Source organism: Coxiella endosymbiont of Ornithodoros amblus, from assembly GCF_019425495.1.
Classification (GTDB): Bacteria; Pseudomonadota; Gammaproteobacteria; order Coxiellales; family Coxiellaceae; genus Coxiella.
The window spans coordinates 1-22,815 of sequence record NZ_VFIV01000020.1 but is presented as its reverse complement, the minus strand read 5'-3'; the positions used below and the strand labels follow the sequence as shown (position 1 = coordinate 22,815).

The following is a 22,815-nucleotide window of genomic DNA, read 5'->3' as shown; positions in this document are numbered from 1 at the left end:
ACTTCGGCTGTGAAAGCCCTCGATTCTTTGTCTGTCAGTAGACGGCCCACGCACGGGAACGACGGACATCTTTTCAACCACTTGATATTCCCTCTTTACTTCGCCCCCTTAAGTTGAGCTCTAGGCACACGCCTAAGGTGCCTTAAAAAAATGGACTCATCTTTCTTGACCTTAAGGGTCGCGGCATTATCCTTTCGAAGTACCATAATAACTTTAGCTCTTCTATTTAAATAGTTTAATTTAAACTGAAGGAAAGTCCGCGATGGATATATATTAGTACAATCGATATTGCAAATGAAAGTGCATTAAAACCCCTCGTGAGAATTGACGACACGATCTTAAAGATTAGATATAATGTCCGACTTAAATCGGAGGATGCACGATGGCTTTATTGAAATCTCGAGATATTGACAAAATCGCAAATTTATCCAAGCTTATTATTCCCAAAAATGAAAACGACACCTTACTGGAATCGCTCAACAAAACCTTTGATCTAGTGATCAAAATGGATAAAGTTGATACGTCCGCGGTAGAACCCCTCGCCCACCCTTACAATAAAACGCAGCCCTTACGTGAGGACCACGTGACGGAATCCAACCAGCGCGACTTATTTCAAAAAAGCGCATCTCAAGTTGAAGCCGGCCTTTATATGGTTCCTGTCGTTATTGACAATGAAGGATAAAAAATGCATCAAAAAACAATTGCTGAATTAAAGCAGGATTTGCGTGATAAAACGATATCCAGTGTCGAACTGACCCAGCATTTTCTCGATCGAATTAAAACAATCAATCCCAAACTCAACAGCTTTATTACTATTACGGAAGAATACGGATTAACACAAGCAAAAGCCGCCGATGCGCGCTTAGCGAAAGGTGAGGCTACTTCTTTAACTGGCATTCCCATCGCTCAAAAAGATATTTTCTGCACCAAAGGCATCAAAACCAGTTGCGGGTCAAAGATGCTGGATAATTTTATCGCCCCTTACGACGCCACTGTGGTAGAACAGCTAAACAAAGTAGGGGCCATTTTAATTGGTAAAACCAATATGGATGAATTCGCCATGGGTTCTTCCAACGAAAACAGCTACTTTGGCACTGTCAAAAATCCGTGGTGCCTGGAACGCGTTCCCGGTGGGTCTTCCGGCGGCTCAGCGGCGGCGGTTGCAGCACGTCTTGTACCTGGGGCCACGGGGACAGATACGGGCGGCTCTATTCGTCAACCCGCAGCGTTATGCGGTATTACAGGATTAAAACCCACCTATGGCCGAGTTTCTCGTTATGGCATAATCGCTTTTGCTTCGAGCTTAGACCAAGCTGGGCCGATGGCGAAAACGGCTGAAGATGCTGCATTGTTATTGAATGCCCTAGCCGGGCACGATGCAAAAGATTCCACTAGTATTAATAAAAGCGTTCCCGATTACACCGCAACGTTAACCACTTCGTTAGAAGGCTTAAAAGTCGGTTTGCCTAAAGAATATTTTGATGAAGGGTTAAATCCATCCATTGCTGAATCGATAGAAACCGTCAAAAAAATCCTGGAAAAAATGGGTGCCACATTTATTGAGATTCAGTTACCCTACACCGATTTTGCAGCCCCGGTTTATTACGTATTAGCACCAGCCGAATGTTCATCCAATCTCGCGCGTTATGACGGCCTCCGCTATGGTTATCGTTGCGACAAGCCCGTTGATCTCGATGAACTTTACAAACGATCACGGACTGAGGGCTTTGGTTCGGAAGTCAAACGGCGAATTATGATCGGGACCTACGTACTTTCAGCCGGCTACTACGGCGCTTATTATTTGAAAGCCCAAAAAATTCGCCGATTAATTCGCGATGATTTTATAAAAGCGTTTGAAACGGTGGATGTGATCTTAACCCCAGCGACACCCACAACCGCTTTTAAATTAAATGAAAAAATAGCAGATCCTGTTGCTATGTATCTTTCCGATGTTTATACCATTGCCGTTAATTTAGCAGGGCTTCCCGCGATCGCTTTCCCCGCCGGGTTTATGAATCAGTTGCCGATCGGAGCGCAATTAATAGGGAATTATTTTGAAGAAGCCCGTTTATTAAATATTACACACCGCTATCAACAAGAAACTGATTGGCACAAAAATCACCCAAATTGAGGTAGAAAAATGGAATGGGAACCCGTTATCGGACTTGAAGTGCATGTTCAATTGCGAACGCAATCGAAAATTTTTTCTGGCGCTGCCACCGTTTACGGCGCCGAACCGAATACCCAAGCCTGTGCCATTGATTTGGGTTTACCTGGCGTTTTACCCGTATTAAATAAAGAAGTCATAAAACTAGCTGTTTGTTTCGGTCTCAGTGTAGATGCTTCTATTCCCCCTTGCTCGATTTTTGCGCGTAAAAATTATTTCTATCCGGATCTACCAAAAGGCTATCAAATTAGTCAATATAATTTCCCAATTGTACAAAACGGTCACCTCGATATTGAAAATGAGGATGGAACGACCAAACGTATCAGCATTACCCGCGCGCATTTAGAAGAAGACACCGGAAAATCTTTTCACGAAGGAATGCAAGGCTATTCCGGTATTGATTTCAATCGGGCGGGGACACCACTTCTCGAAATCGTTTCTGAGCCAGACATCCGCTCAGCCCAAGAAGCCGTCGCCTATTTGAAAGCATTGCATTCCCTGGTTCGTTATATCGGCATAAGCGATGCAAATATGCAAGAAGGTGCTTTTCGTTGCGATGTTAATATTTCCTTGCGACCAAAGGGTGAAGAAAAATTCGGCACGCGCGCTGAAATTAAAAACGTGAATTCATTTCGCTTTGTGGAGCACGCTATTTTATTTGAAATTAACCGTCAGAAAGAAATACTCGAAAACGGCGGGACTATTATTCAAGAAACTCGTTTATACGATGCCGTCCAAGACCAAACACGCTCAATGCGAACGAAAGAGGAGGCGCATGATTATCGCTATTTTCCTGATCCAGATTTACTACCGGTGGAAATTAGCCCCAAATTTGTTGAAGCCATCAAAAACCAATTACCCGAACTCCCTTGGAAAAAACGCAAGCGCTTTGCAGCTGGTTATCAACTAAGTAACTATGACGTTAAATTACTGACTACTCAAATCGAAATAGCCAATTATTTTGAAACTATCTTAAAAATAGATAAGACCATTCCACCCAAGCTAGCCGCTAATTGGATTAATGGGGATTTGACGGCAGCATTAAATAAAAATAATCTATCTATCACCCAAAGCCCTATCAACGCTGAACAATTAGCGAGCCTTCTGCACCGTATCGCCGATAACACTTTATCCGGGAGTATGGGAAAACAAGTATTTGAAGCTATGTGGGGTGGAGAAGGTAATGCGGACACCATTATTGAACGATATGGACTCAAGCAAATTACGGATACTAAAGCACTCGAAAAAATCATCGACGAGATTATCGAAAACAATCCTACCCAAGTTGAACAATACCGCAACGGCAAGGACAAACTGATCGCCTTCTTTATCGGTCAAGTAATGAAAGCCACCAAAGGCAAAGCCAATCCGCAACAGGTAAACGAATTATTCAAAAATAAATTATAACGTAGCCTGTATGAAGCGGAATACCGGAATCTAATAGCATTATCCCTCGTATTCCGCTTCGCTTCATACAGGCTACTCTAATTTTCTTTTCATTACCTTTAATGGCGTGTGTTTTTATTTTCGGATGTTTTTTCACTTCTGCACTAATTAACTTCGCTATTGTCTCACAACATTCCTTTCGCGCCAAAATCACGCCAAAGCATTTCGATGAATCTTGAAGGAATAGTGACATTAAAAAATTTATGGCTAACTCACTTTTCTCAGCATTTACTGAAAGCGCGGGCAACAGAGTAATTCCAGCACCCGCCGTAACTAAATGACGTAATGTTTCAAGGCTGCTTGCTTTAAATCCCATTTCAGTTTTCGCTGCGGTCATGCTGCACGCTTCCAGACGCTTTTCTTTTTAGTCATTGGATGATGCTTAGGTAAAGCCACGTAAAATGGTTCACAGAATAATTCATGAACCACGAGATGTGGGACAGAAACCGGGAGCGCCAAAATCACAGCGTCCAATCTCCCTGCTGAAGTTCGTGAAGAGTGTTTTCAGTTTTGTTTTCGTAAACGACCAAGTTTAATTTGGGCAGTCGTGTTTTAAAAATCTCCAAGATAATAGGCAATAAATAAGGACCGAGAGTTGGGATGATGCCTAGGCGGAAAACACCCGCAAAAGGATCTCGCGCGTTTTGTGCTAAGTCTTTTAATTTTTCGACTTCTTGCAAAATAACGCGGACTTAGGCCTCAATAACTTGGCCGATCGCTGTAATTAAAACGCGTTTATTATTACGCTCAAATAGCCTCACCCCCCCCAACTCTTCTTCCAACTTTTATAGAAGAAAATCATGATAAAAATCGGCGAACAATTTCCTTCATTTTCATTAAAGGCTATAATCAGCAATGATGTTAACAATGCCTTTACCGAAATCAACGAAAAAAGCTATCCGAACAAATGACTCGTCCTCTTCTTCTGGCCTAAGGAGTTTACCTTTGTATGTCCGGCAAAAATTGCTGAATTTGGGCGACTGAATGGCGAATTTTCCGAATTTGTCAATTTAGCTTGGTGGCGAGAAAAAAGAACTGAGCCACTTACTGTCCTCATGCTGTTCAACATCCGACGTGACTTGTCAGAATGCCTCGGTATTTTGAACGAAAAAGAAGGCGTAGCGAAACGTGCCACCTTTATCGTTGATCCTAACCAAACGTGCGTTTTGTAATGCTGAACGATCTCAACGGGCCGCAATCCCAAGAGGTTTTGCCGTTCTTAATGCTTTACAAACCGATGAACTGTGCATCTGCAAATGGAAAGCAAGGCGAAGAAACAATTAAGGAAAATTCAGCGTCTATTGCAATGCTTAAAAAAGCGGAATTTGCTCATGAAGGAAGTCTGAAAAATTATCGTTACTATAACGGCCGATCCCACGACATTGAGATGTTCGCCATTACTCCAAAAGTGAGCTCTAATCAGAAGCTAGAAAAGACTTTGGAAAGGATGAAAACTTTTTAAACCTTGACTTATGAGCCTTCAGTGGCAAGAAGATACGATATTAATCACTCACTTTCTTTTCGAAAATTTTTAAAATATCAATTGGCATGGGAAATACGATCGTTGATGTTTTGTCGCTCGCTAGATCCATTAAGGTTTGCATATAACGCAATTGTAACGACTGGGGCTGTTTTGCCAGAATTTCAGCAGCTTCTTTTAAGCGTTGGGCAGCTTGAAATTCGCCCTCTGCGTTAATCACTTTTGCCCGTCGTTCCCGTTCAGCCTCAGCTTGGCGGGCGATGGCGCGAACCATGCTTTCTTCCAAATCGACATGTTTAATTTCGACGTTGGCGACTTTAATACCCCACGCGTCTGTTTCCGCATCTAAAATTTCTTGAATATCTTTGTTTAACTTCTCTCGTTCGGCCAGCATTTCATCGAGTTCATGTTGACCCAATACGGAACGCAATGTGGTTTGCGCCAATTGACTCGTTGCTTCGTAATAATCCTCAACCTGAATAATCGCGTGCTCGGGATCAATCACCCGAAAATAAACAACCGCGCTAACCCGCACGGAAACATTATCGCGGGAAATAACATCTTGACTAGGCACATCCATCACAATCGTTCGCAAATGCGTGCGAACAATTTGTTGGATAATCGGCACGACGATGATTAAGCCGGGACCCTTCACTTTCCAAAAACGACCTAAAGTGAAAATAACACCCCGCTCGTACTCTTTCAGAATATGGATAGCAGAAAACAATAACAGTAAAACAAATACCACTATTACAATCAGAAGAATCATCATTTTTTCTCCACGAGTTTGACCACACAAAATAATCCTTTGAGTCATTCAACGAAGACTTCATCGCCATCTTGAAGGGGAACGTCACTTACATTGCCAACGCTCGCCCGATACACACCCACATGCGTTTATCGCTGACATTGACAACACCAACACCGTGCTTTCCAATCACCGCTTCTTGAGCACTCACAATCGGTCGCGCCTGCGAACGAAACACCATACTTAAAACTAGTAAAAAAAAGGCTATGGTGACAATAGCAACAGCGATAATTAAATACATAGGAATTCCAAAGCCAATTGTATCTGTTCTCATTAGCACAATAGAACTAATAATAAATGCAACACCGCCGCCAATACCCAACATGTCAAAACTTGGCATGAAAACTTGCGCAACAATGAAAACTAATGCTAATAAAAAAATCAACGCTAACAATAAAACCAGGATTAATAAATTCAAAAAAATTCCATAAAACCGATCATCAATAAATATAGGCATAGGCGATGCTAGGGTCCGTAATCACGCTTAATTAAAGCGCGTTTTCCAACTGGGTTCTACTTTTTGTATTTCCAGATTGGCAGTGTTTACAGTTTGAATTTCGCCGCGCAGACTAATTTTCATGCCATTCACTTGTTCTAGTAAATTAGGGACATTCCACGCAATAATCATGAATTACCTTAATGTTATACGCTTCTTTCTGCGGGAAGTCGATTCTTCAACCTATCAGGCATACAAGCCCTTCCTGTCTTTTGATCGACGCAAGCCACAGAGTCAATAAATCGTCTTTCGATTCTATGATTGCGACAGCAATACTAATTTCGAATTTATCATTCCCGCGAAGGTGGGGATGATGAAAACTAAAATTGAACAAAGTATATTTTAACTAAATTGGGTAAAATAACTATACTATCCTATAGTATACTATACTTTATTTTAGGTGCTGAACCTCAATACTCAACCCCCATTCCTCACACTTTGCCGCAAATCCTTCGCAAATACAATAACCCACCACAGCAATTAATTTATCGTCTAAATAAATTAAAGGAACGCGGTCGCGTTGCCATACTAGGATTTCCCATTCTTGCATTAATTTTTTTAAGGTGTGAGTTTCTTTGCGTCCAGCGGGTTGGCATTGTTCGCCACCTTTGCGAAAACGCACCGTGATTTTCGAAGTATCAAGCGTCGTTTTAATTCCCACTCCCTTTTTCTTCTCTGCTATTAATGTGCCTAAATCACCGGAAAGGGGTAAAGAGCAGCTAAAATCCCACGAAATAAGGTGAGCGGGATTATGTGGAGATAAAGCGCTTGATAAATAAAGTTTCCCTCCATGACGACGAATTTCAATCGTATTGTAAGAAAATACTGGATTGGCATCATGAGCCGCTAATAACACGTCGTTTCGGATTTGCTCCAATTGTTTTGTTTGCGGAAGTTGAAATCCATGAAGATAAATCCAACGGCGTAGGACATTGCGTTGGCGTTCGGGTGTTAATTGTAAAAGCGGCAGAATTTCCAATTCATTGTCTTTCTGAATTGGTTTCAGGTCACTTTCGGCTAATTGATCTAATAATAATGCCGCTTCGGCGCAATGATTGGCTGATCGTGAAATAACTGCAAAAACTTCTGGCCAGCGGCGACGTAAAATGGGCAGCATTTTATGACGTAAATAATTGCGGTTAAAGCGTAACTCCAGGTTTGTATCATCTTCAACCCAATGCAAATTATTTTTTTCAGCGTATTTTTTTAAATCGTCGCGGGTGATAGCTAATAAAGGGCGCACCAACTCTCCCTTTCCCAGTTTTCTTTTAGCAGGTATCGCGCCAAGCCCTTTTACGCCTGCGCCTCGTAGTAATTGTAACAAAAAAGTTTCCGCCTGATCATTTTCAGTGTGGGCGGTTAATAGCGTCTCGTTCTCACTGAGGGCTTGCTGGAAGATAGTATAACGCGCTTTTCTGGCCACTGCTTCAATGCTATCGCCGGGCTGAAGGCTTAATGTGACTCGCTTGGATTGGAATGGAATTTTTAAACGTCTACAAACCTGTTGGCAATGGTTTTCCCAATCATTCGCCTTCGGATTAAGGCCGTGATTGATATGTAAAGTGCGAATTTGCCAAGGACGTTCTTGGCACAAATAAGACATGGCATGAACCAACACATGCGAATCTATTCCACCGCTATAAGCGATGCAAAAATTAGAGTTCGAGGTCAGAGTGGTTATAAACTTAAGCAATTTCTCCGGTGTAAACACGCGCCCTAATCCTTACCATAGCTCAACCAACGACGGTAACGTTCTTCTAAAAGATTGTTGGCTGATTTTGCTCGCAAATTCGTTAAATTTACCTGCAAATGTTTCTTTAATTTTTCCGCCATGGCGTCAGTATCACGGTGCGCGCCTCCTAAAGGCTCTTTGATAATTTCATCGATTAAACCAAGTTCATGTAAGCGGTTAGCCGTTAATCCCAGGGCCTCTGCTGCTTCCCCTGCTTTTTCAGCGTTTTTCCATAAAATGGATGCGCAGCCTTCGGGGGAAATCACTGAATAATAAGCATATTGCAACATGAGGGTTCGATCTCCCACTCCAATCGCCAACGCGCCCCCTGAGCATCCTTCTCCAAGGATGGTACAAATGATTGGGGTTTTTAATTGTACCATTTCAAAAAGATTACGCGCAATCGCTTCACTTTGATTTCGTTCTTCAGCACCAATGCCAGGGTAAGCGCCGGGCGTATCAATTAAAGTAATCACCGGAATTGAAAACCGTTCAGCGAATTTCATCAGGCGCAACGCTTTGCGAAAGCCTTCCGGTCGCGCCATGCCGAAATTGCGATAAATTTTTTCTTGAGTCGTACGACCTTTTTGATGGCCGATCACCATCACGGGCTCGTCATCTAAACGCGCAAGCCCTCCAATGATAGCGCTCCCCCGAGAATAGTGTCGGTCACCGTGTAGTTCATTGAAATCAATGAAAATACGCTGAATGTAATCCAAGGTATAGGGGCGCAATGGGTGGCGCGCTAATTGAACGATTTGCTGAGCCGTTAAATTAGAAAAGATTTGACGCGTCAATTGTGCATTTTTTTCTTCTAACTTATTCACTTCTTCGGTAAGATTGATTTCTTGGGTGGTTCCGACCCGGCGAAGTTCGTCAATTTTTGCCTGAAGCTCCGCAATGGGTTCTTCAAAATCTAAATAATCTAGGTTCATGACTGGCCTGTTATCGAAACTATATACGCGGTTAACAACCTCAAAGCCATCCCGTTGTTGCTGGAATGACGTATTTTCAAAGTTAAATACAGTTGTTGAACGTTTATGGTAATGTAGCAGTTTAATTGCACTTACGCTAGAGGGGTTCGTGTGTCACTTTTTGCTTTTAAAGGGTTAACTGCCGCCATTATTGCCCTCGTTACAGTCATCACGGGACTTGTTTCATTACGTTTTATTCACCGTTATCAACATTTATTATCGTTAGGCGACGCTTTTGCCGACGGCATTTTTTTAGGCGCAGCCGCGTTTCATTTATTTCCCGATGCCATTGAAAGTTTTCCAGCCTGGTTTTCAACACTGACTTCTTATCTTCTCACTATTCTTTTGGTAATGAGCGGATTTTCCTTATTTTTTTTCCTTGAGAGTACGATAATCCATCGGAAAAAGGAGTGCCATAAATTGACTAACGAACACACCTGTAAGGCAAGCGCCTGGATGTTGATAGCCATTCTATCGGTCCACGCCTTTATCGCTGGAGGCGCTTTAGGGATTTCTGACACAATGCGCACGGTTTCGATTTTATTGATCGCCATTCTAGCACACAAAGGATTCGAAAGTTTTGCTTTAATGATGGGGCTGCATCGCAACCTCAAACAAGATGTCCAGGTGAAAAGTATTTTATGGGCTTTTACTTTCGTTACGCCTTTCGGAATTATTTTAGCAGCTTTTATCGAGTCCTTTTTACATACACAAGCTGCCGATATTATCACCGGGCTTTTCAGCGCTTTTGCGGCGGGTAGTTTTCTTTATATCGGAACATTGCACGGCGGACACAATCATTTTCATGCGCCTCGCGATTCGACTAAACGCTACGAAAAAATAATCGCTACTTTGTTTGGCATCGCAGTGATGGGTGTTGTGGCGATTTGGACTTAGCTATAGCCTGCCTCTAAGGCAATCCGATCATCGAATACAAAACATTTGCCTTTAAAATACTCCCCGCCGCATTTTTCAAAATAGTTAAGGATACCGCCATTGAGTTGATAAACTTTTTTAAAGCCTTTTTTTAACATCAATGCCGATGCTTTTTCACAACGGATGCCACCGGTGCAAAAAGTAACAACGGGTTTTTCTTTGAAAGATTCGGGTAATCTGTCTACGGCTTGCGGGAAATCACTAAACGACGTTAAACTAAGGTCTATCGCATTCGCAAACGTTCCCATGACAAATTCAAAACGATTGCGCGTATCGAGGATTATCATTTCTTGTTTTTCTTCATACCAGCGGTGCAATATTTCTGCTGAAAGATGCGGGGCCGTTTTTTTTTCGGGATTAATATCCGCACAGCGCATAGTGATAATCTCTTTTTTGATACGAACAACTAGTTTTTTAAAAGGATAAAACGAAGAAAAACTTTTTTTATACGTCAAATCTTTAAACTCATTTTTATCCACTAAAAATTGTTTATAAATTTCGAGAGCCTCACGTTGACCCGCCATCATTAAATTAACACCTTCTGTGCTTAACAAAATAGTTCCCTTTAAATTGCATTCGAGCGCTTTTTCCCACAATCGCTTTTTCAAATTTGGTAAACTCTTATTTGAAATGGTTACAAATTTATAAGCGGCGATATTAATAATTTTCATGTCTCAATTACCTGTATTTATCAAATGAGCAGCCGTTTGAGCTATCGGGTAAATTTTGATTTCACGAAGATTGACATGCAATGGTCGCGTCGCAAAAAATAAGACAGCTTAAACAATATCTTCAGCTTTTAAAGGCGTAAATCCTTTACAAACCGCCTCCACTTTCTTTTGGCCACCACCAAAACAAACAAACGCCTCCCGAATACACTCGATACGAGGAAATCGATCCGATATTATATTAATTTATATACCCCTGGTTTCGCTTCAGCATAGTTCCCAACACTTGACGGCTCATGTACAACACACCTTTTACATTGGTATCAATCATGGTTTTCCAATCTTCAATACTCCCTTCTTGCAGCTTTTCCAAGCCTAACGCCAAACCGGCATTGTTGATAAGAATATCGATCGGTTGCCATTCAGTCGGCAATTCTTGCATTTTTTCCACAGCCGCGGAATCAATTGACGTTCAACGGAAAAGAATAAATATCCGATTGAAATCGCCATTTTAAATCCGTAACCACTTCCGTCACTCGGCTCTCACGTCGCGCACACAACAAAGGCGCGCCCAATCCCCAATAGAAGCACCGGTTATATAAAGATAATTTTTTTGACAGCTCGTTTTATGGCAGGAGTATACCATAGATTTAATGAAGCGCCTGTAGGAGCTCTAATTCTGGGAGACCACAGCTAGAGGAGTGTTCAAAAAGTAAGTGGTTCGACTTAAAGATAGGAGCATGTTTCACAACGCCATTTTTAAATCCGAAATTCCGACCAATATGGGAAATATTATTCGCTTATGTGAAATGCTGGCGTATCGTTGCATTTAATTCATCCGCTCGAATTTTCGCTGGATGAAAAATGCTTGCAACGGGCCGGTTTGGATTATCATGAATGGGCGGCGATCATCCACTATGATCTACTCTTGAAGCGTTTAAAAACGCATTGCCAAGCACTGCATTTTTGGCTTGTACCACAAAGGGTAAAACGATTTCCTCTGATGTGCATTATCGTTCTTCCAATGTTTTTTTTATTTGGCCCAGAAACACGCAGCTTACCCCACTGAAATTCGCACTTAATTTCCTGACTCTCAACAAATTCGAATCCCGATGGTAACTGAAAAACGCAGTATCAATCTCGCTAATATTGTTTCTATCATTCTGTATGAAGTCTGGTGGCAAATGGGTTTTTCAAATTAAAAGTAGCCCGTATACTAGCGCGGCAGAATACGGGATTTCTTATTTTTTCCCGATATTCTGCCGCGCTAGTATACGGGCTACAATGAAATTCACTCCGCCTTCGACGAACGCTCCAACAATTCTTGGACTGCCTGTTGAGGGTCTAAATCTTCGTGTAGGATACGATGGACTTGAAAGATGAGCGGCATTTCGATAGCGTGTTTTTGAGAAAGGGCATATACTTGATGAGTATTATAAAGACCTTCGATCGCTTGGCCGATAGCCTGTTGGGCTTCTTTTTTATCGACGCCTTTGCCTAAAGCTAAGCCGAAACGGCGGTTGCGGGATTGACTATCGGTACAAGTGAGGACAAGATCTCCTAGGCCAGCAAGACCCATGAGGGTTTCTTGTTTGCCACCAAAGACGGAAACCAAACGTCCCATTTCTATCAGCCCACGAGTGATTAACGCAGCCCGTGCATTGGAGCCTAATTTTAAGCCATCGCTGATTCCAGTCGCAATGGCTAATATATTTTTCACGCTCCCGCATAATTCAACGCCGATCATGTCATCGTTTTTGTAAACGCGAAAACGCTGGCCATGCAGCCGCTCGATTAAATCCTTTGAAAACTGGCTGTTATTGCTGGCTAAACTCACCGCAGCGGGAAGATTTGCAGCAACTTCACTGGCCAAACTGGGGCCAGATATTACTGCCATCGGCACTTGACCTAATTCCGTTGCAACCACCTCGTGCAATAAACGACTCCCTTTGGCCAAGCCTTTGGTTCCCCAGGCAATGCGAGTTTTGGCATCGATGAGCAATTTCATTCGGGTAATAACTTCATGAAAAGCAGAACTAGGCACCACGACTAAAATATCCATGGCTCCTTCGAGACTGGCTTTCAAATCGCAATATACTTTAAGTGTTTCAGGAAAAGGATAATTAGGCAAATAACGATTATTCACGCGCTCCACTTGCATTTCATCAACGTGATCACTTTCGTACGACCATAAGCGGACTTTCTGGCCTTTGCGTGCTAATAGTAAAGCGAGGGCGGTTCCCCACGAACCGGCCCCAAGAATAACAATAGGATGTTTAAAGAGTTCCATGCTTTTCCCCTCCCCAGCCCCTAAGGGGAAAAGGGAGTTTGTAGGAGAGAGTTAGGAAGAGGCGTTATTAATGCACGCGATCTTCCGTACCACTATTCTCTTCCTTTGATTGCTCATGCTGTTCAAACAAGGCATCAAAATTCACTGGCGTGAGATAAAGCTGCGGAAATCCACCGCGGACAACCATATCGGTGATCGCTTCGCGGGCGTACGGATAAAGAATATTCGGACAAAAACTGCCAAGCATCGGTCGCATTTCCTCTTTAGGAAAGTTTTTTATGGTGAAAATTCCTCCTTGCTGAACTTCGGCCAAAAAGATGTGGCTCTCTTTCATGGTAACTGTGACAGTTACAGTTAGAACAACCTCGTGATTATCTTCTCCCAAATCATTCACTTTGGTGGCAAGATCCATATTTAATTCAGGCTGCCATTCTTCTAAGAAAACCTGCGGGCTACGCGGCGCCTCAAAAGATAAATCTTTAATATACAAACGCTGAATAGCGAATTCCGGCCCATTATCTGGCATATTTGTTCGTTGATTTTGTTCAGCCATTAAAATTCCTCGTTATGTTTTTAATAATTCATCGAGTTTTTTACTTTGTTCTAATTCCCATAATTCATCAAATCCGCCAATTCCTCGGCCGTTGATGAATATTTGAGGCACGGTCCGCCATCCTTCACTTCGGCTTAGCATTTCATCTCGTTTTTCGGGCTCTTCATCAATGCGGATTTCCATGTAATCAAGGCCCTTACGATCTAGAAGCGCTTTCGCTCTCACGCAATAGGGGCAACGAGCAATGGTGTAAATTTCAATTTTCGCCATATGACTATTTCACTACGGGCATGTTAGCACTGTTCCACGCATTCATACCACCGATCATGAGGTAAACTTTTTCACACCCATTTTTATGCAGCTTGTTTCTGAGAAGCCCTGACTTTTGACCCATTGCGCATACAAGAATGATTGGCTGCTGTTTATATTGCTCCAGATGTTGGAGGTGTTTGTCTAATTCGGTCCCAGGAATGTTAATTGCATTCGTGATGTGCCCTTTTCTATAAGCGTCCACATCCCGAATATCGACGATCATCGCTTTTTCATTATTAATTAAGCGAACCGCTTGTTGCAGTGTGAGCCGATATTTGCCACTAAGCCCTTTATTTCGGATCTCGATGACAAGTAAAGCAATCAAAGCAATAATAAAAGCGGCCGCTAAAAGCCAATGGCGTGCAATAAACTCAGGTAATTGTTCCATAGTAACCATTTACGCTAGTTGGATCGTTTCGTCAGTATACTCGATTTAACCCATATTTTTAAAGGCTTTTCTGAGGCAGCCCCCATCATCCAGTGCAAACATGCACTGCGCGCTTTCAGCGCGCCGGGGTTCCGCCTGCATGGCCTTAAATAAATTCATCTTAAAAAATACAATGCTCAATAACAAAAATTTTAATTAAATTCTTTTTTTAAATCATTCGCTTATCAAACGTTGTGCACAATGGGGCGCGATTATATGTAGCGTTATTTTTATTAAGATTAATTTAATTTAATTTACGGCGGCAGCGGCAGCACTAGCCGCACTCAGCGCGCCATCTTCATCTCCTTTGTCCTCTTCATCCGCTTTTTCCAGGCCAATAAGTGAACAGTCTTCAATTCCTTTTGCAAGTAAGCATCAGAAACCTCTCTCCGCCCACTTATAACACCTCCAGTATCTCGTACGCCTCAATTTTTACGCCGTTCCGTTTACTAGTTCATCAGGCTCGCATTGGTTTTGGACCTGCACCTATGAACACAAGTCCTACGTCAACTGGTGGCCCTTTACATCTCGGTAATCATTTTTAGAACATAACCATAACCATCCTCCTACGTAAGGTGTACAAAGAATCTAAGTGCTTGAACAATGGCTATCAGCGACTCGAAGAAAAAAATACAGGCCTTGAAAAAGAAAAGGAAAAATTAAGACAGAAACTCACCGAAAAACAGAAGCGTTTTTCTGCCTTAAGTGGAAAAGTCATCAATTTAAATCAGTAATTTAAAAAAATTAATAAAGTCAAATAGTTAACTAAAATAATCAAGAGATAAGTACACTATACACACGAAAATTTACAGTTTCAGCGTTTAAAAAAAGAAAACTCGGTACTCACTAAAGAAAAGAAATTAAAAATTTAAAAGAGATTGTGAGACTTACGATGCGATTTCAGGAGAGACCAAAAATGGATGCGTGTTCAAACAAAATCATTGCGCCTATTCTCGCCATACCATTTTCGTCTCCTGTTTCACCTCTCGGGGGTTCTGTTATTTCTTCCGAAAAAAAGAAGAATCTTCACCCAAAAGAATTCATGTCAACAGCTCTTCTTCGTCAACTTTTTTTTAGGGTTATTCTTTAAACCAACTGAATCTAGCAGCAAAGAGGATGACCACAGACGCGCTCCCAAAAGGACATAGAAATTTTACAAAATTGAATTTTTAAACCCCCGCAAGCAGGGAAACAAAGAATCTTAAATCATAAGGTGTTTCGTTTCTGCCAGGTCGTTCATCTGCTTTTCGCCTTCCCAATTAAGGATTGTAGCTTTTTCTTCGGATGAAAATATTTGTTGGGGGATTATTTTTTCACATCTAGATTTTTCAATAATTCTTGGATGATATTTTTCCATCCTCCCATTGAGTCTTTAGGAGCCAGCAGAATGCTTCTGGACCAAGGAGTATAATTAAGGCTATTTCTTTTTTACTGAGCAGCGTTTTTTGAATGTATGCCCGAATGTAAGAGCTTTTTAGAAATCAATTTAATACCCGCTTTAAAAGAAATTAAACCCCTCCGGAGTCTTCACAAATATCGCAAGCGGATAGACTTATAGTATTAAGGACGGGATTGTTCGATCTTCGATCAAGTAATTGATATACAATGAGGTTCTGCAACTCATTAACTAGCGTAGGTGTTACCCACGAAGCTCCGACACCCAAATAACTAAAAAATTCTAGTACGTGATTATCCAAATATAGCAGTATCCAGACAGATAATCCCAAACAGTTACGGGTGTAAAATTGTTTTAAAAACGACGATTGACATGATAATCAATAATGGGCAGCAGGTCCTCCTTTCGGCTATCGTATAATCAGGTTCTCCCTCATTCCGATAAGCATAAACCAAGCAAATTCTTTTTAAGAAATATGGAAATCATATCGATAACTGAGAAGCTCTCGTGACCCATAGAATAGAAAAGCGCCTCTAATTCCATGGCAGTATTGGAGTTTCGACCAGCCATGCCAAAGCAGGGACTTTGACTTTGCCAACGAGTCCTGTTTGATGCAAATGATAACTCAATAAGCTCTTAAGTTCTACATTGGGAAACGAACTCTTGAAATAACGAAGTTGTCTGAAATGGGTTAGTAATTTAGGTGTGGGGCAACATTCTCTGTCAGCTCCGCATAAGCAATAAAAATAAAGAGTAATCAACTGAACTAAGCCACCCAATACTCCAAACAGTACCAATAATTTTTTTAATATAGTCTGGGCTAACTGTAGCCAGTAGATAATCAATGGTGTTCGTAACCCATAACCTCCGACTGAAAATGGAGCCTGGCCTGTAGATAAAGACTTAACCAAGTCGTATCCTTCTTCCGAAGTATAATCGCTGATTAAGATATCGCACAGGTGATTAATTGCTCCTGTTGCGATTAAAAGAGATGGCGTTGTCGTATTCGCAAGACTTCCAGCACCTTTATCTATAAAAAACCAGAAAAACAATCCCTGATCTCAGTCCGTAGCCTCCCGTTAATTCTACGAATGAAAGAATTGAAAAAATCAGCAGCATGTCCGTATGTGTGAAAAATTAAAAATACTAGGCAAATGAAAAAATTTTCATTGGGCAGTACAAGAGCCAACAAGACAGATCCTGTTCGCAGATATACAAAGTGCTCAGAAATTAAATTCACTATCGCTTTGGATTGAACAGCAGTAAAATAGGATAATGAGATAATACATGAGCAATAATCCAATGGCGAAATCCCCCCCAACCTTGAACAGTAAAGAACGCTTCAAAACACCTTAGAAGCCTTAGATACCTTTGGTCTTCTTAATCACGCTCATCAAAAAATTTGTTGAACTTCTCGCAATGGTTGGTTAACTACTGATAGAGAACCGCAAAGCTATCAGGGTATTTATTAATAAGTTCACTTAACGTGGAAGGGAAGCTATCGTCGTTTTCGGCCAAATCAAATTTATTAAGATATCGATCCAGCTTGTTTTCTAATAATTGCGCTGGGTTTTCTTTTTCTTCTGGAAATTTCTTACTCTTACGGAATAAATCGAGACAGGGCTTGCCGGTTGAATCTTTCGGCAGTAATTTTAGCGTTAATGCTGCTGTTGCATCATCAACGGTCGCGACCTCACTTATTTTCAGCGTTATATTAATAGGGCCTATTTTTCCATAAGCGCTTGCTACGTTTCAATAATTTCTATGTCCCTCTTTTCCGCTGAAGGCTTTTCATTATACTCATCCATAAATATGAGACAATTTGTTATAAGTCATTTCCTGAAAAGCTTTGACAGGGTCAATTTTCCTACTAAAGAGGAACAAAAACAAAGGTTGAATATAATCCAAGAGATGGTTATTGTTAGAAAGATTCGCAATACAAAGTGGGTAGAAAGTGGTCTTTCCCAGCCAATAACGGGAGCGGGATTGGGAGTCGCTGTATCACCAAAACAGAACCCGCGTCAGCTAAATGTTGCTGCATGCCGCCAGAAACATTTGTTAATCGATTGTATCGAAGCCGATCTTTTCCAGACTCCCTTCTATCCATCTTTATAACACTTGTTTTAATCCTTCCAGATAATCGCCAGAAAGTATAAATTTTATTTGCCAGTTTATCGATGACCTTCCCTCTTTCTTACCCGAACCGCAGTGGTTTAAGGTTTTTAGGTCTCTTTTGATGGATTTCACAAAATCGCATACACGAGAAGCTTTAAGAGCACCGTTACCCAATCGATTTAAGGAAAAAAATATCTTCTAAGCCGGCTTTAAATTTTTGACACCCTTCTGTATTTTCTTTTTCATTCCCGGACGTGATTAACCTCCCATGTCCAGCATTTGTTGCGTCAGCAACGAACGAAAAAGTTTGAAATCGCTTTCAACAATAACTGTCAGAAATAAAGCTTAAACAGGAAGGTGATTTCATTTCTAAGCCTTTTTACATGGCTTCAGTCAACAAGCCCCTCCTTCAACTAACTTCACTTCCTCCTCTGGAAAATGATAACTAAGCACCTTTTATCTCGGTTTCGGCTTTGATGTCGTGTTGGGACCACTCATATTTCTTCTATAAGGCGATTACTTGGAAGCATCCAGCCTGAGGAAGCTTCTGACGGGGACTTTTTTCTTCGAGTTTTTTCTCTTCAAAGAAATAGTGATAGTTGGACTCTACTTTGGACTCACGCTCGCGACGAGAGACAGATTTTCTCTCTTTTACTCGGTAGAGATTTTACAAATTTTGAACACAAGAGTCAAAAATTAGCATTTAACCTCCAAGCCCACCCTTCCGAGAGGGGAGGGATTAGTTGCAGCTTTTTGGGAGGTGTGAGCAGGGTATAATTTTTGACAATCCTATGAAAAATTGTTCTCTTTGTTATTGCTTATTACTATTACGCTGCTTATCACGGCTTGGCGTGCTTCCTCTGAAAAGGTTCCGGGCGACGACGTTCTGGTGCTTGGTTATACATCCAAGACGTTGAATGCGAAAGGGGCTGAAGGTGAAGGAGTGTGGTGTACCCTCACCAAACGCGGCTGTACTCATATCCAGCAAGATCCCCTCTACCGTACGGATCAATTCGATGCGGCACATACCCCAATAGCATTCGCTATTACAATCGCATAATTTTATAAGCAGCATTTTAACCCCCGTCAATCAAGCGAGTGGCTTGCTAAAGGATGTCACCAACAAGGGCATTTTTTACCGTACGCTCGAAAAACTAGCGCCCTTATCAATCGACAAAAATGGTTCGGTTATCAAGTAAAACCAAATCCCATTGGAGAAAATGTACGCATTATTCGGAATGCCGATGGACTTGCCGCCATGTATCATCGATTTAAAAATAAATACTCCACTCCCTTTCATACTTTTTCGCTAGAAATAGTCACGATTGCTTATGTTCCAAAAGAAACGTTTGTCAAAAAAAGCGTTGACTCAAAAGGCACCGTGCACTATCAACCCAATCTCAAATTAATTAATCAAATTCCAACACCCTCGGTCATTGAAATTGTCCGAAACGTAAAACAATGGAGAATAAACGAGAAAAATATCAAAGAAGTCATTGGATCAGAACTGAATGTGTCTCACTTTGGACTTTTGTATCGAGATCGCTTTTCTTACGGAAGCACTATTTTAAAAAAAATCACTTGCGGCAAAAACAAAGCTGGAAATAAAGTTTGCAGCGTCACACCCCCAAATTTGTAGTAAAAAAAGGGGTTGTGTTGAAACTTTATTTTTACATGCCACAGAAGCTTACCAAGACGGCTATTATTATTACCAAAATTGGCAAAGCCACTATCAATGTACTGCAAAACCAGCGGTCGGGCATGCCTTACACCACCTGCAATCACTTACTCACCCTGCCCCTAGGTCATTATCTGACTAATTACCAATACGATCATTATGTTTACCTGGAAAATCCGGACATTTTTGGGATCAATATCAAAAAAATCTCAAATTAAACGATAAGAGAGTAATTAAATCTAAATCTTGAATATTCCCCCGCCTGCGCACCTAGCCATCAACTTAAGCATAAACCCCTAATGACTGTAAAGTTGATGCTTCTCTTTCGCCTTGTTCCTTTCAAAGCTCCTTGATACAAGGGGCCTCTATCATTACCCACCCGTGGTGAAGCGTGAAAAACTTAAACCCCGTCGCCCTCCGCGGGGCATCTGCTGTATTATTGAAGCATACAAAACCTTCACGGCGGAGTCAGGAGGAGACCTAAAAGACTAGGGGCTAAGAAAAACACCGATGGTGCTTTTCTTAGCCTTTTAGCCGGGACTCCCGTGACTTCGGCTGTGAAAGCCCTCGATTCTTTGTCTGTCAGTAGACGGCCCACGCACGGGAACGACGGATTAGACTTTATTAATTTTTTTCAATCCTTTTTGATAAAGCATCTTTCCATTTGTGCTAATTTCTCAATTAAAAATTTTCACGGCCGGAAAAGATTCCGATGGCTCAAAATTAAAAAGCTTCCCAAAGAAATATAATTCTGATTCAAGCGCAGTTTTAATATTTTTAGCATTACGAAAACCATGTTGCTCATGTTCAAAAACAATATAAGAATAACGTAAACCTCTTTCCTTCATTTTAGCAATCATAACTTCCGCCTGCGCCGGCAGAACAACTTTATCTTCCAACCCCTGCAAAAAAATAATTGGAGACGACAAACGGTCGGCATGATTAATCGGTGAACGCGCATCGTAAAGCGACTTTTGTTCAGGATATTTGCCTACAAGAGTTTCTAAATAATGGGATTCAAATTTATGAGTATCACTTGCAAAACTTTCTAAATCCGACACCCCAAAGTAACTTGACCCTGCTGAAAAAACATCGTAAAAAATCAACGCAGAAAAAACAGTAAATCCACCCGCGCTCCCGCCGCGAATGATCAAACGTTTGGAATCTGCTTTTCCTATTTTCACTAAATATTTAGCGCCATTAACACAATCAGCAACGTCCACCACTCCCCACTGTCCTTTTAAGCGCTCGCGATAAGCTTTTCCGTAACCCGTACTTCCACCATAATTAACGTCTAACACCGCAAATCCGCGGCTTGTCCAAAATTGATTTTTCAAATTAAGCGCACTTGAAGTTGACGAGGTAGGACCGCCATGACTAATAACAATTAATGGCGGTTTTTCGTTTTCTGGCGGCTGATAATCTCCGTTGCATGGCGGATAATAAAAACCGTAGGCAGTTTTCCCCTCATCTGTTGGAAACTCAATCGCCTCAGGGTATGAGAGATATTTTTTATCGATGGTTAACGGGGCGCTTTCATATAAAATTTTCGTGCGTTTATTTTTAATATCATAACAAATGACAGCGGGAAATCGATCAAGAGCCGCACCAATAAAAATAACCTGATCATGTTGTACCGCTAAGGTCGGCACAAAAGAAGTAAACGGCAAATCAAAGGCCGTATAGCGACCGTCTTCTATCACACCCAACGTTTGTTTTCCCTTATGATTGACAATAGCTGTCAAGCGATTCTTATCCAGAAAATCATAGGTTTTGAGCTTAAACACCCATGGCGGAGAATCACACTCGGCATTTAAAGGGCATATCGATTTTACTTTGCCGTCTTCATAACAATAAATATTTCCAAAACCACTGCTATCGGAGAGAAAATAAAGCGTCCCTTCGGGGCTAAACTGCGGCTGAGAAACAAACTCTCCCACTCCCCCCAAAATTTTATGCGCGTTAGTTAATTCAAGCGTGGTCGTGAGATCCGCCATCCAAAGCTCGGTACCATCCCACGGCATTTGCGGCTGATTCCAACAAAACCATGCTATTTTAGTTCCGCTGGGATTAAGGCGCGGTGCAGCATAAAAATGGTAACCTTGCGCTAAAACTTTAACACGTTGGCTTGCGTCGGTTGGGATTGCCACCAATTCATTATCAACGATTTTTCCATGCGATTCTCGCACGGCAATCAGCCATTCCTCGTCCGGTGTTATTACCGCATCCGCATACCGCAACCCTCGAAGCTGGGATGGCTCTGGTGTTAACGGTTCTGGATTCTCTCCTGGAGTACAACGATACCAACGTTGATCTGCGTCATTGGCAAAAAAAATCATCTTTCGATGCACCCGATAATCCCCACCTCCATACTCATGAACCCGCGTTCGCACATTGACCCCGCCCGGCGTCACAGCCTGAATATCACCCGCCAATGAAAGACGCAACACGACCTGACGCCCGCTTTCTTCAGGCCGACGTTCTAACCAATAAATGGAACCATCGTAAAACTCGACGTCCATTAAAACCCGCGATGAAGCCGCTGCCATTTCAGCACTAATCGGCGATCGCCATGTCCCATAAGAAGAAGTTTGTTGTTTCATAGCGTCAAATTTAACCGTAAATTTTTAAAATTTTAAAAAGGAAGTTGCTATTGAATTTTATAGAATTATTTGATTCAACATTTCCCAAAAGGTTGCGCCTCGTTTTTTGAAAAGTCAACCTCTAATTGACGTATTCTTTCATTCGGAGTTTGTAATGTTTGTCTTTACTTCTGCAAGAGTCTGAGGATTTTCTTGTTAATCATTTAAACAGCTCACAGGGCTTCATACTCTCGTGAATATCGCTGTTCAAATTGACTCAAAGTAAGAAAGATTACTTTCGTTTCAAGATCCGAGATGGTTAGACAGAAAATTGCACGCAACAATTTACATAAATCATTGCTATTATAGAAAAAATAGCGTAAAAAAGAGAGAAATTGAGATTGTTCCCCTATCAGAATCTTCTGGGGAATGGGAAATAGAATACTCGATCCAAAAAGAACAGAAACCTGTTATTGCAAAAAGTACCAATTCTATTCCAATCTTTTCCAGTTGCAAGATAATTTTAATGCTTGCTCTTCTAATTCGAGTTCCTCTTTTTGACGTCTAAGATCGAAAGAGGCAGAAAATAGGATCCCGGTTGTTAAGGGTCGGCATAATTTTTATTCACCATGAGGATTGTCAACGGGTACGCCGCATCCGGGGGTATTTAATGGCGCTGCCGGTTTGTGCGAACGGGGGGAGGGACATTCATCAATTTCACCTGTTCCCGGCAGTTGTCGGCGTTTATTGGGTTG

Annotated in this window: 16 protein-coding genes and 9 pseudogenes; 11 read left to right on the top strand and 14 right to left on the bottom strand. The window is 41.6% G+C overall.

Annotated elements, in window-relative coordinates:
- Positions 1–382: 382 nt before the first annotated feature.
- The 3 genes and pseudogenes from gatC to gatB all read left to right on the top strand — a co-directional run bounded on the left by gatC (position 383) and on the right by gatB (position 3,574).
- A complete protein-coding gene (gatC, locus tag FIV31_RS03985; RefSeq protein WP_280123898.1) occupies positions 383–682 on the top strand; it encodes an Asp-tRNA(Asn)/Glu-tRNA(Gln) amidotransferase subunit GatC in 300 nt (99 codons plus the stop codon).
- A 3-nt stretch (positions 683–685) separates the two neighbouring features.
- Positions 686–2,136 (top strand): annotated as a pseudogene (gene gatA / locus FIV31_RS03980) (Asp-tRNA(Asn)/Glu-tRNA(Gln) amidotransferase subunit GatA).
- A gap of 4 nt (positions 2,137–2,140) precedes the next feature.
- Positions 2,141–3,574: an Asp-tRNA(Asn)/Glu-tRNA(Gln) amidotransferase subunit GatB gene (gene gatB, locus FIV31_RS03975; protein ID WP_280123896.1), complete on the top strand. Its 1,434-nt coding sequence runs from the start codon at positions 2,141–2,143 to the stop codon at positions 3,572–3,574.
- A gap of 72 nt (positions 3,575–3,646) precedes the next feature.
- On the opposite strand, the pseudogene FIV31_RS03970 reads toward gatB, so the two are convergent.
- Positions 3,647–4,398 (bottom strand): annotated as a pseudogene (locus FIV31_RS03970) (hydrogen peroxide-inducible genes activator); the annotation flags it as partial.
- Between the two features lie 15 nt (positions 4,399–4,413).
- Between FIV31_RS03970 and FIV31_RS03965 the strand changes: the two are divergent.
- A pseudogene (locus tag FIV31_RS03965) lies at positions 4,414–4,895 on the top strand (redoxin domain-containing protein); the annotation flags it as partial.
- A pseudogene (locus tag FIV31_RS03960) lies at positions 4,890–5,089 on the top strand (GNAT family N-acetyltransferase); the annotation flags it as partial. The pseudogenes FIV31_RS03965 and FIV31_RS03960, both read left to right, overlap by 6 nt.
- A 26-nt stretch (positions 5,090–5,115) precedes the next feature.
- Here FIV31_RS03960 and FIV31_RS03955 read toward each other — a convergent pair.
- The 5 genes and pseudogenes from FIV31_RS03955 to FIV31_RS03940 all read right to left on the bottom strand — a co-directional run bounded on the left by FIV31_RS03955 (position 5,116) and on the right by FIV31_RS03940 (position 9,064).
- Entirely contained in the window at positions 5,116–5,865 is a 750-nt protein-coding gene (locus tag FIV31_RS03955; protein WP_280123895.1) for a slipin family protein, read from the bottom strand.
- Between the two features lie 41 nt (positions 5,866–5,906).
- A pseudogene (locus tag FIV31_RS03950) lies at positions 5,907–6,557 on the bottom strand (NfeD family protein); the annotation flags it as partial.
- Positions 6,544–6,630 (bottom strand): annotated as a pseudogene (locus FIV31_RS08480) (acyl-CoA thioesterase); the annotation flags it as partial. The pseudogenes FIV31_RS03950 and FIV31_RS08480, both read right to left, overlap by 14 nt.
- Positions 6,631–6,788: 158 nt before the next feature.
- On the bottom strand, positions 6,789–8,108 hold the full coding sequence (gene tilS, locus FIV31_RS03945) for a tRNA lysidine(34) synthetase TilS (protein ID WP_280123894.1): 1,320 nt from the start codon (positions 8,106–8,108) through the stop codon (positions 6,789–6,791).
- A gap of 5 nt (positions 8,109–8,113) precedes the next feature.
- Positions 8,114–9,064, bottom strand: a complete 951-nt coding sequence (locus tag FIV31_RS03940; protein ID WP_280123893.1) for an acetyl-CoA carboxylase carboxyltransferase subunit alpha — start codon at positions 9,062–9,064, stop codon at positions 8,114–8,116.
- 150 nt (positions 9,065–9,214) lie between these two features.
- Here FIV31_RS03940 and FIV31_RS03935 point away from each other — a divergent pair, with 150 nt between their 5' ends.
- Positions 9,215–10,000: a ZIP family metal transporter gene (locus FIV31_RS03935; protein ID WP_280123892.1), complete on the top strand. Its 786-nt coding sequence runs from the start codon at positions 9,215–9,217 to the stop codon at positions 9,998–10,000.
- On the opposite strand, the gene trhO is transcribed toward FIV31_RS03935, so the two are convergent.
- Together trhO and FIV31_RS03925 are read right to left on the bottom strand one after the other, a co-directional pair.
- Positions 9,997–10,710 carry an oxygen-dependent tRNA uridine(34) hydroxylase TrhO gene (gene trhO / locus FIV31_RS03930; protein ID WP_280123891.1) on the bottom strand — a complete coding sequence of 238 codons (714 nt, stop codon included), beginning with the start codon at positions 10,708–10,710 and terminating at the stop codon, positions 9,997–9,999. The two genes, FIV31_RS03935 and trhO, sit on opposite strands and share 4 nt — an antisense overlap.
- A gap of 3 nt (positions 10,711–10,713) precedes the next feature.
- Positions 10,714–11,270: pseudogene (locus tag FIV31_RS03925) on the bottom strand (SDR family NAD(P)-dependent oxidoreductase); the annotation flags it as partial.
- A 177-nt stretch (positions 11,271–11,447) separates the two neighbouring features.
- On the opposite strand from FIV31_RS03925, the pseudogene FIV31_RS03920 reads away from it, so the two are divergent.
- Positions 11,448–11,909: pseudogene (locus tag FIV31_RS03920) on the top strand (tRNA (cytidine(34)-2'-O)-methyltransferase).
- A gap of 89 nt (positions 11,910–11,998) precedes the next feature.
- Here the strand turns inward: FIV31_RS03920 and FIV31_RS03915 are convergent.
- From FIV31_RS03915 to FIV31_RS03900, 4 genes are all read right to left on the bottom strand, one after another.
- On the bottom strand, positions 11,999–12,997 hold the full coding sequence (locus FIV31_RS03915) for an NAD(P)H-dependent glycerol-3-phosphate dehydrogenase (protein WP_280123890.1): 999 nt from the start codon (positions 12,995–12,997) through the stop codon (positions 11,999–12,001).
- A gap of 67 nt (positions 12,998–13,064) precedes the next feature.
- Positions 13,065–13,550, bottom strand: coding sequence for a protein-export chaperone SecB (gene secB, locus FIV31_RS03910; protein WP_280123889.1), 486 nt, complete (start codon positions 13,548–13,550; stop codon positions 13,065–13,067).
- Positions 13,551–13,562: 12 nt separating this feature from the next.
- The gene (gene grxC / locus FIV31_RS03905) at positions 13,563–13,820 is read right to left on the bottom strand and encodes a glutaredoxin 3 (protein WP_280123888.1); all 258 of its coding nucleotides are present in this window, start codon (positions 13,818–13,820) and stop codon (positions 13,563–13,565) included.
- Positions 13,821–13,824: 4 nt separating this feature from the next.
- The gene (locus FIV31_RS03900) at positions 13,825–14,259 is read right to left on the bottom strand and encodes a rhodanese-like domain-containing protein (RefSeq protein ID WP_280123887.1); all 435 of its coding nucleotides are present in this window, start codon (positions 14,257–14,259) and stop codon (positions 13,825–13,827) included.
- A 626-nt stretch (positions 14,260–14,885) separates the two neighbouring features.
- Between FIV31_RS03900 and FIV31_RS03895 the strand changes: the two genes are divergently transcribed.
- Positions 14,886–15,023: a hypothetical protein gene (locus FIV31_RS03895; protein ID WP_280123886.1), complete on the top strand. Its 138-nt coding sequence runs from the start codon at positions 14,886–14,888 to the stop codon at positions 15,021–15,023.
- A gap of 1,195 nt (positions 15,024–16,218) precedes the next feature.
- Here the strand turns inward: FIV31_RS03895 and FIV31_RS03890 are convergent.
- Complete coding sequence (locus tag FIV31_RS03890; protein ID WP_280123885.1) at positions 16,219–16,737, bottom strand: hypothetical protein; 519 nt, start codon at positions 16,735–16,737, stop codon at positions 16,219–16,221.
- A 1,952-nt stretch (positions 16,738–18,689) separates the two neighbouring features.
- On the opposite strand from FIV31_RS03890, the gene FIV31_RS03885 reads away from it, so the two are divergent.
- Entirely contained in the window at positions 18,690–18,860 is a 171-nt protein-coding gene (locus FIV31_RS03885) for a hypothetical protein (protein ID WP_280123884.1), read from the top strand.
- Positions 18,861–19,058: 198 nt separating this feature from the next.
- Positions 19,059–19,439, top strand: coding sequence for a hypothetical protein (locus FIV31_RS03880; protein ID WP_280123883.1), 381 nt, complete (start codon positions 19,059–19,061; stop codon positions 19,437–19,439).
- 716 nt (positions 19,440–20,155) lie between these two features.
- On the opposite strand, the gene FIV31_RS03870 is transcribed toward FIV31_RS03880, so the two are convergent.
- Positions 20,156–22,081, bottom strand: coding sequence for a S9 family peptidase (locus FIV31_RS03870; RefSeq protein WP_280123882.1), 1,926 nt, complete (start codon positions 22,079–22,081; stop codon positions 20,156–20,158).
- 607 nt (positions 22,082–22,688) lie between these two features.
- Between FIV31_RS03870 and FIV31_RS08475 the strand changes: the two are divergent.
- Positions 22,689–22,815, top strand: a pseudogene (locus FIV31_RS08475) (IS110 family transposase); the annotation flags it as partial.

Coding starts and splice junctions, on each gene's coding strand:
- gatC (WP_280123898.1), top strand. CDS start 383: ATGGCTTTATTGAAATCTCGAGATATTGACAAAATCGCAAATTTATCC.
- gatB (WP_280123896.1), top strand. CDS start 2,141: ATGGAATGGGAACCCGTTATCGGACTTGAAGTGCATGTTCAATTGCGA.
- FIV31_RS03955 (WP_280123895.1), bottom strand. CDS start 5,865: ATGATGATTCTTCTGATTGTAATAGTGGTATTTGTTTTACTGTTATTG.
- FIV31_RS03940 (WP_280123893.1), bottom strand. CDS start 9,064: ATGAACCTAGATTATTTAGATTTTGAAGAACCCATTGCGGAGCTTCAG.
- trhO (WP_280123891.1), bottom strand. CDS start 10,710: ATGAAAATTATTAATATCGCCGCTTATAAATTTGTAACCATTTCAAAT.
- FIV31_RS03915 (WP_280123890.1), bottom strand. CDS start 12,997: ATGGAACTCTTTAAACATCCTATTGTTATTCTTGGGGCCGGTTCGTGG.
- secB (WP_280123889.1), bottom strand. CDS start 13,550: ATGGCTGAACAAAATCAACGAACAAATATGCCAGATAATGGGCCGGAA.
- grxC (WP_280123888.1), bottom strand. CDS start 13,820: ATGGCGAAAATTGAAATTTACACCATTGCTCGTTGCCCCTATTGCGTG.
- FIV31_RS03900 (WP_280123887.1), bottom strand. CDS start 14,259: ATGGTTACTATGGAACAATTACCTGAGTTTATTGCACGCCATTGGCTT.
- FIV31_RS03880 (WP_280123883.1), top strand. CDS start 19,059: ATGTATCATCGATTTAAAAATAAATACTCCACTCCCTTTCATACTTTT.
- FIV31_RS03870 (WP_280123882.1), bottom strand. CDS start 22,081: ATGAAACAACAAACTTCTTCTTATGGGACATGGCGATCGCCGATTAGT.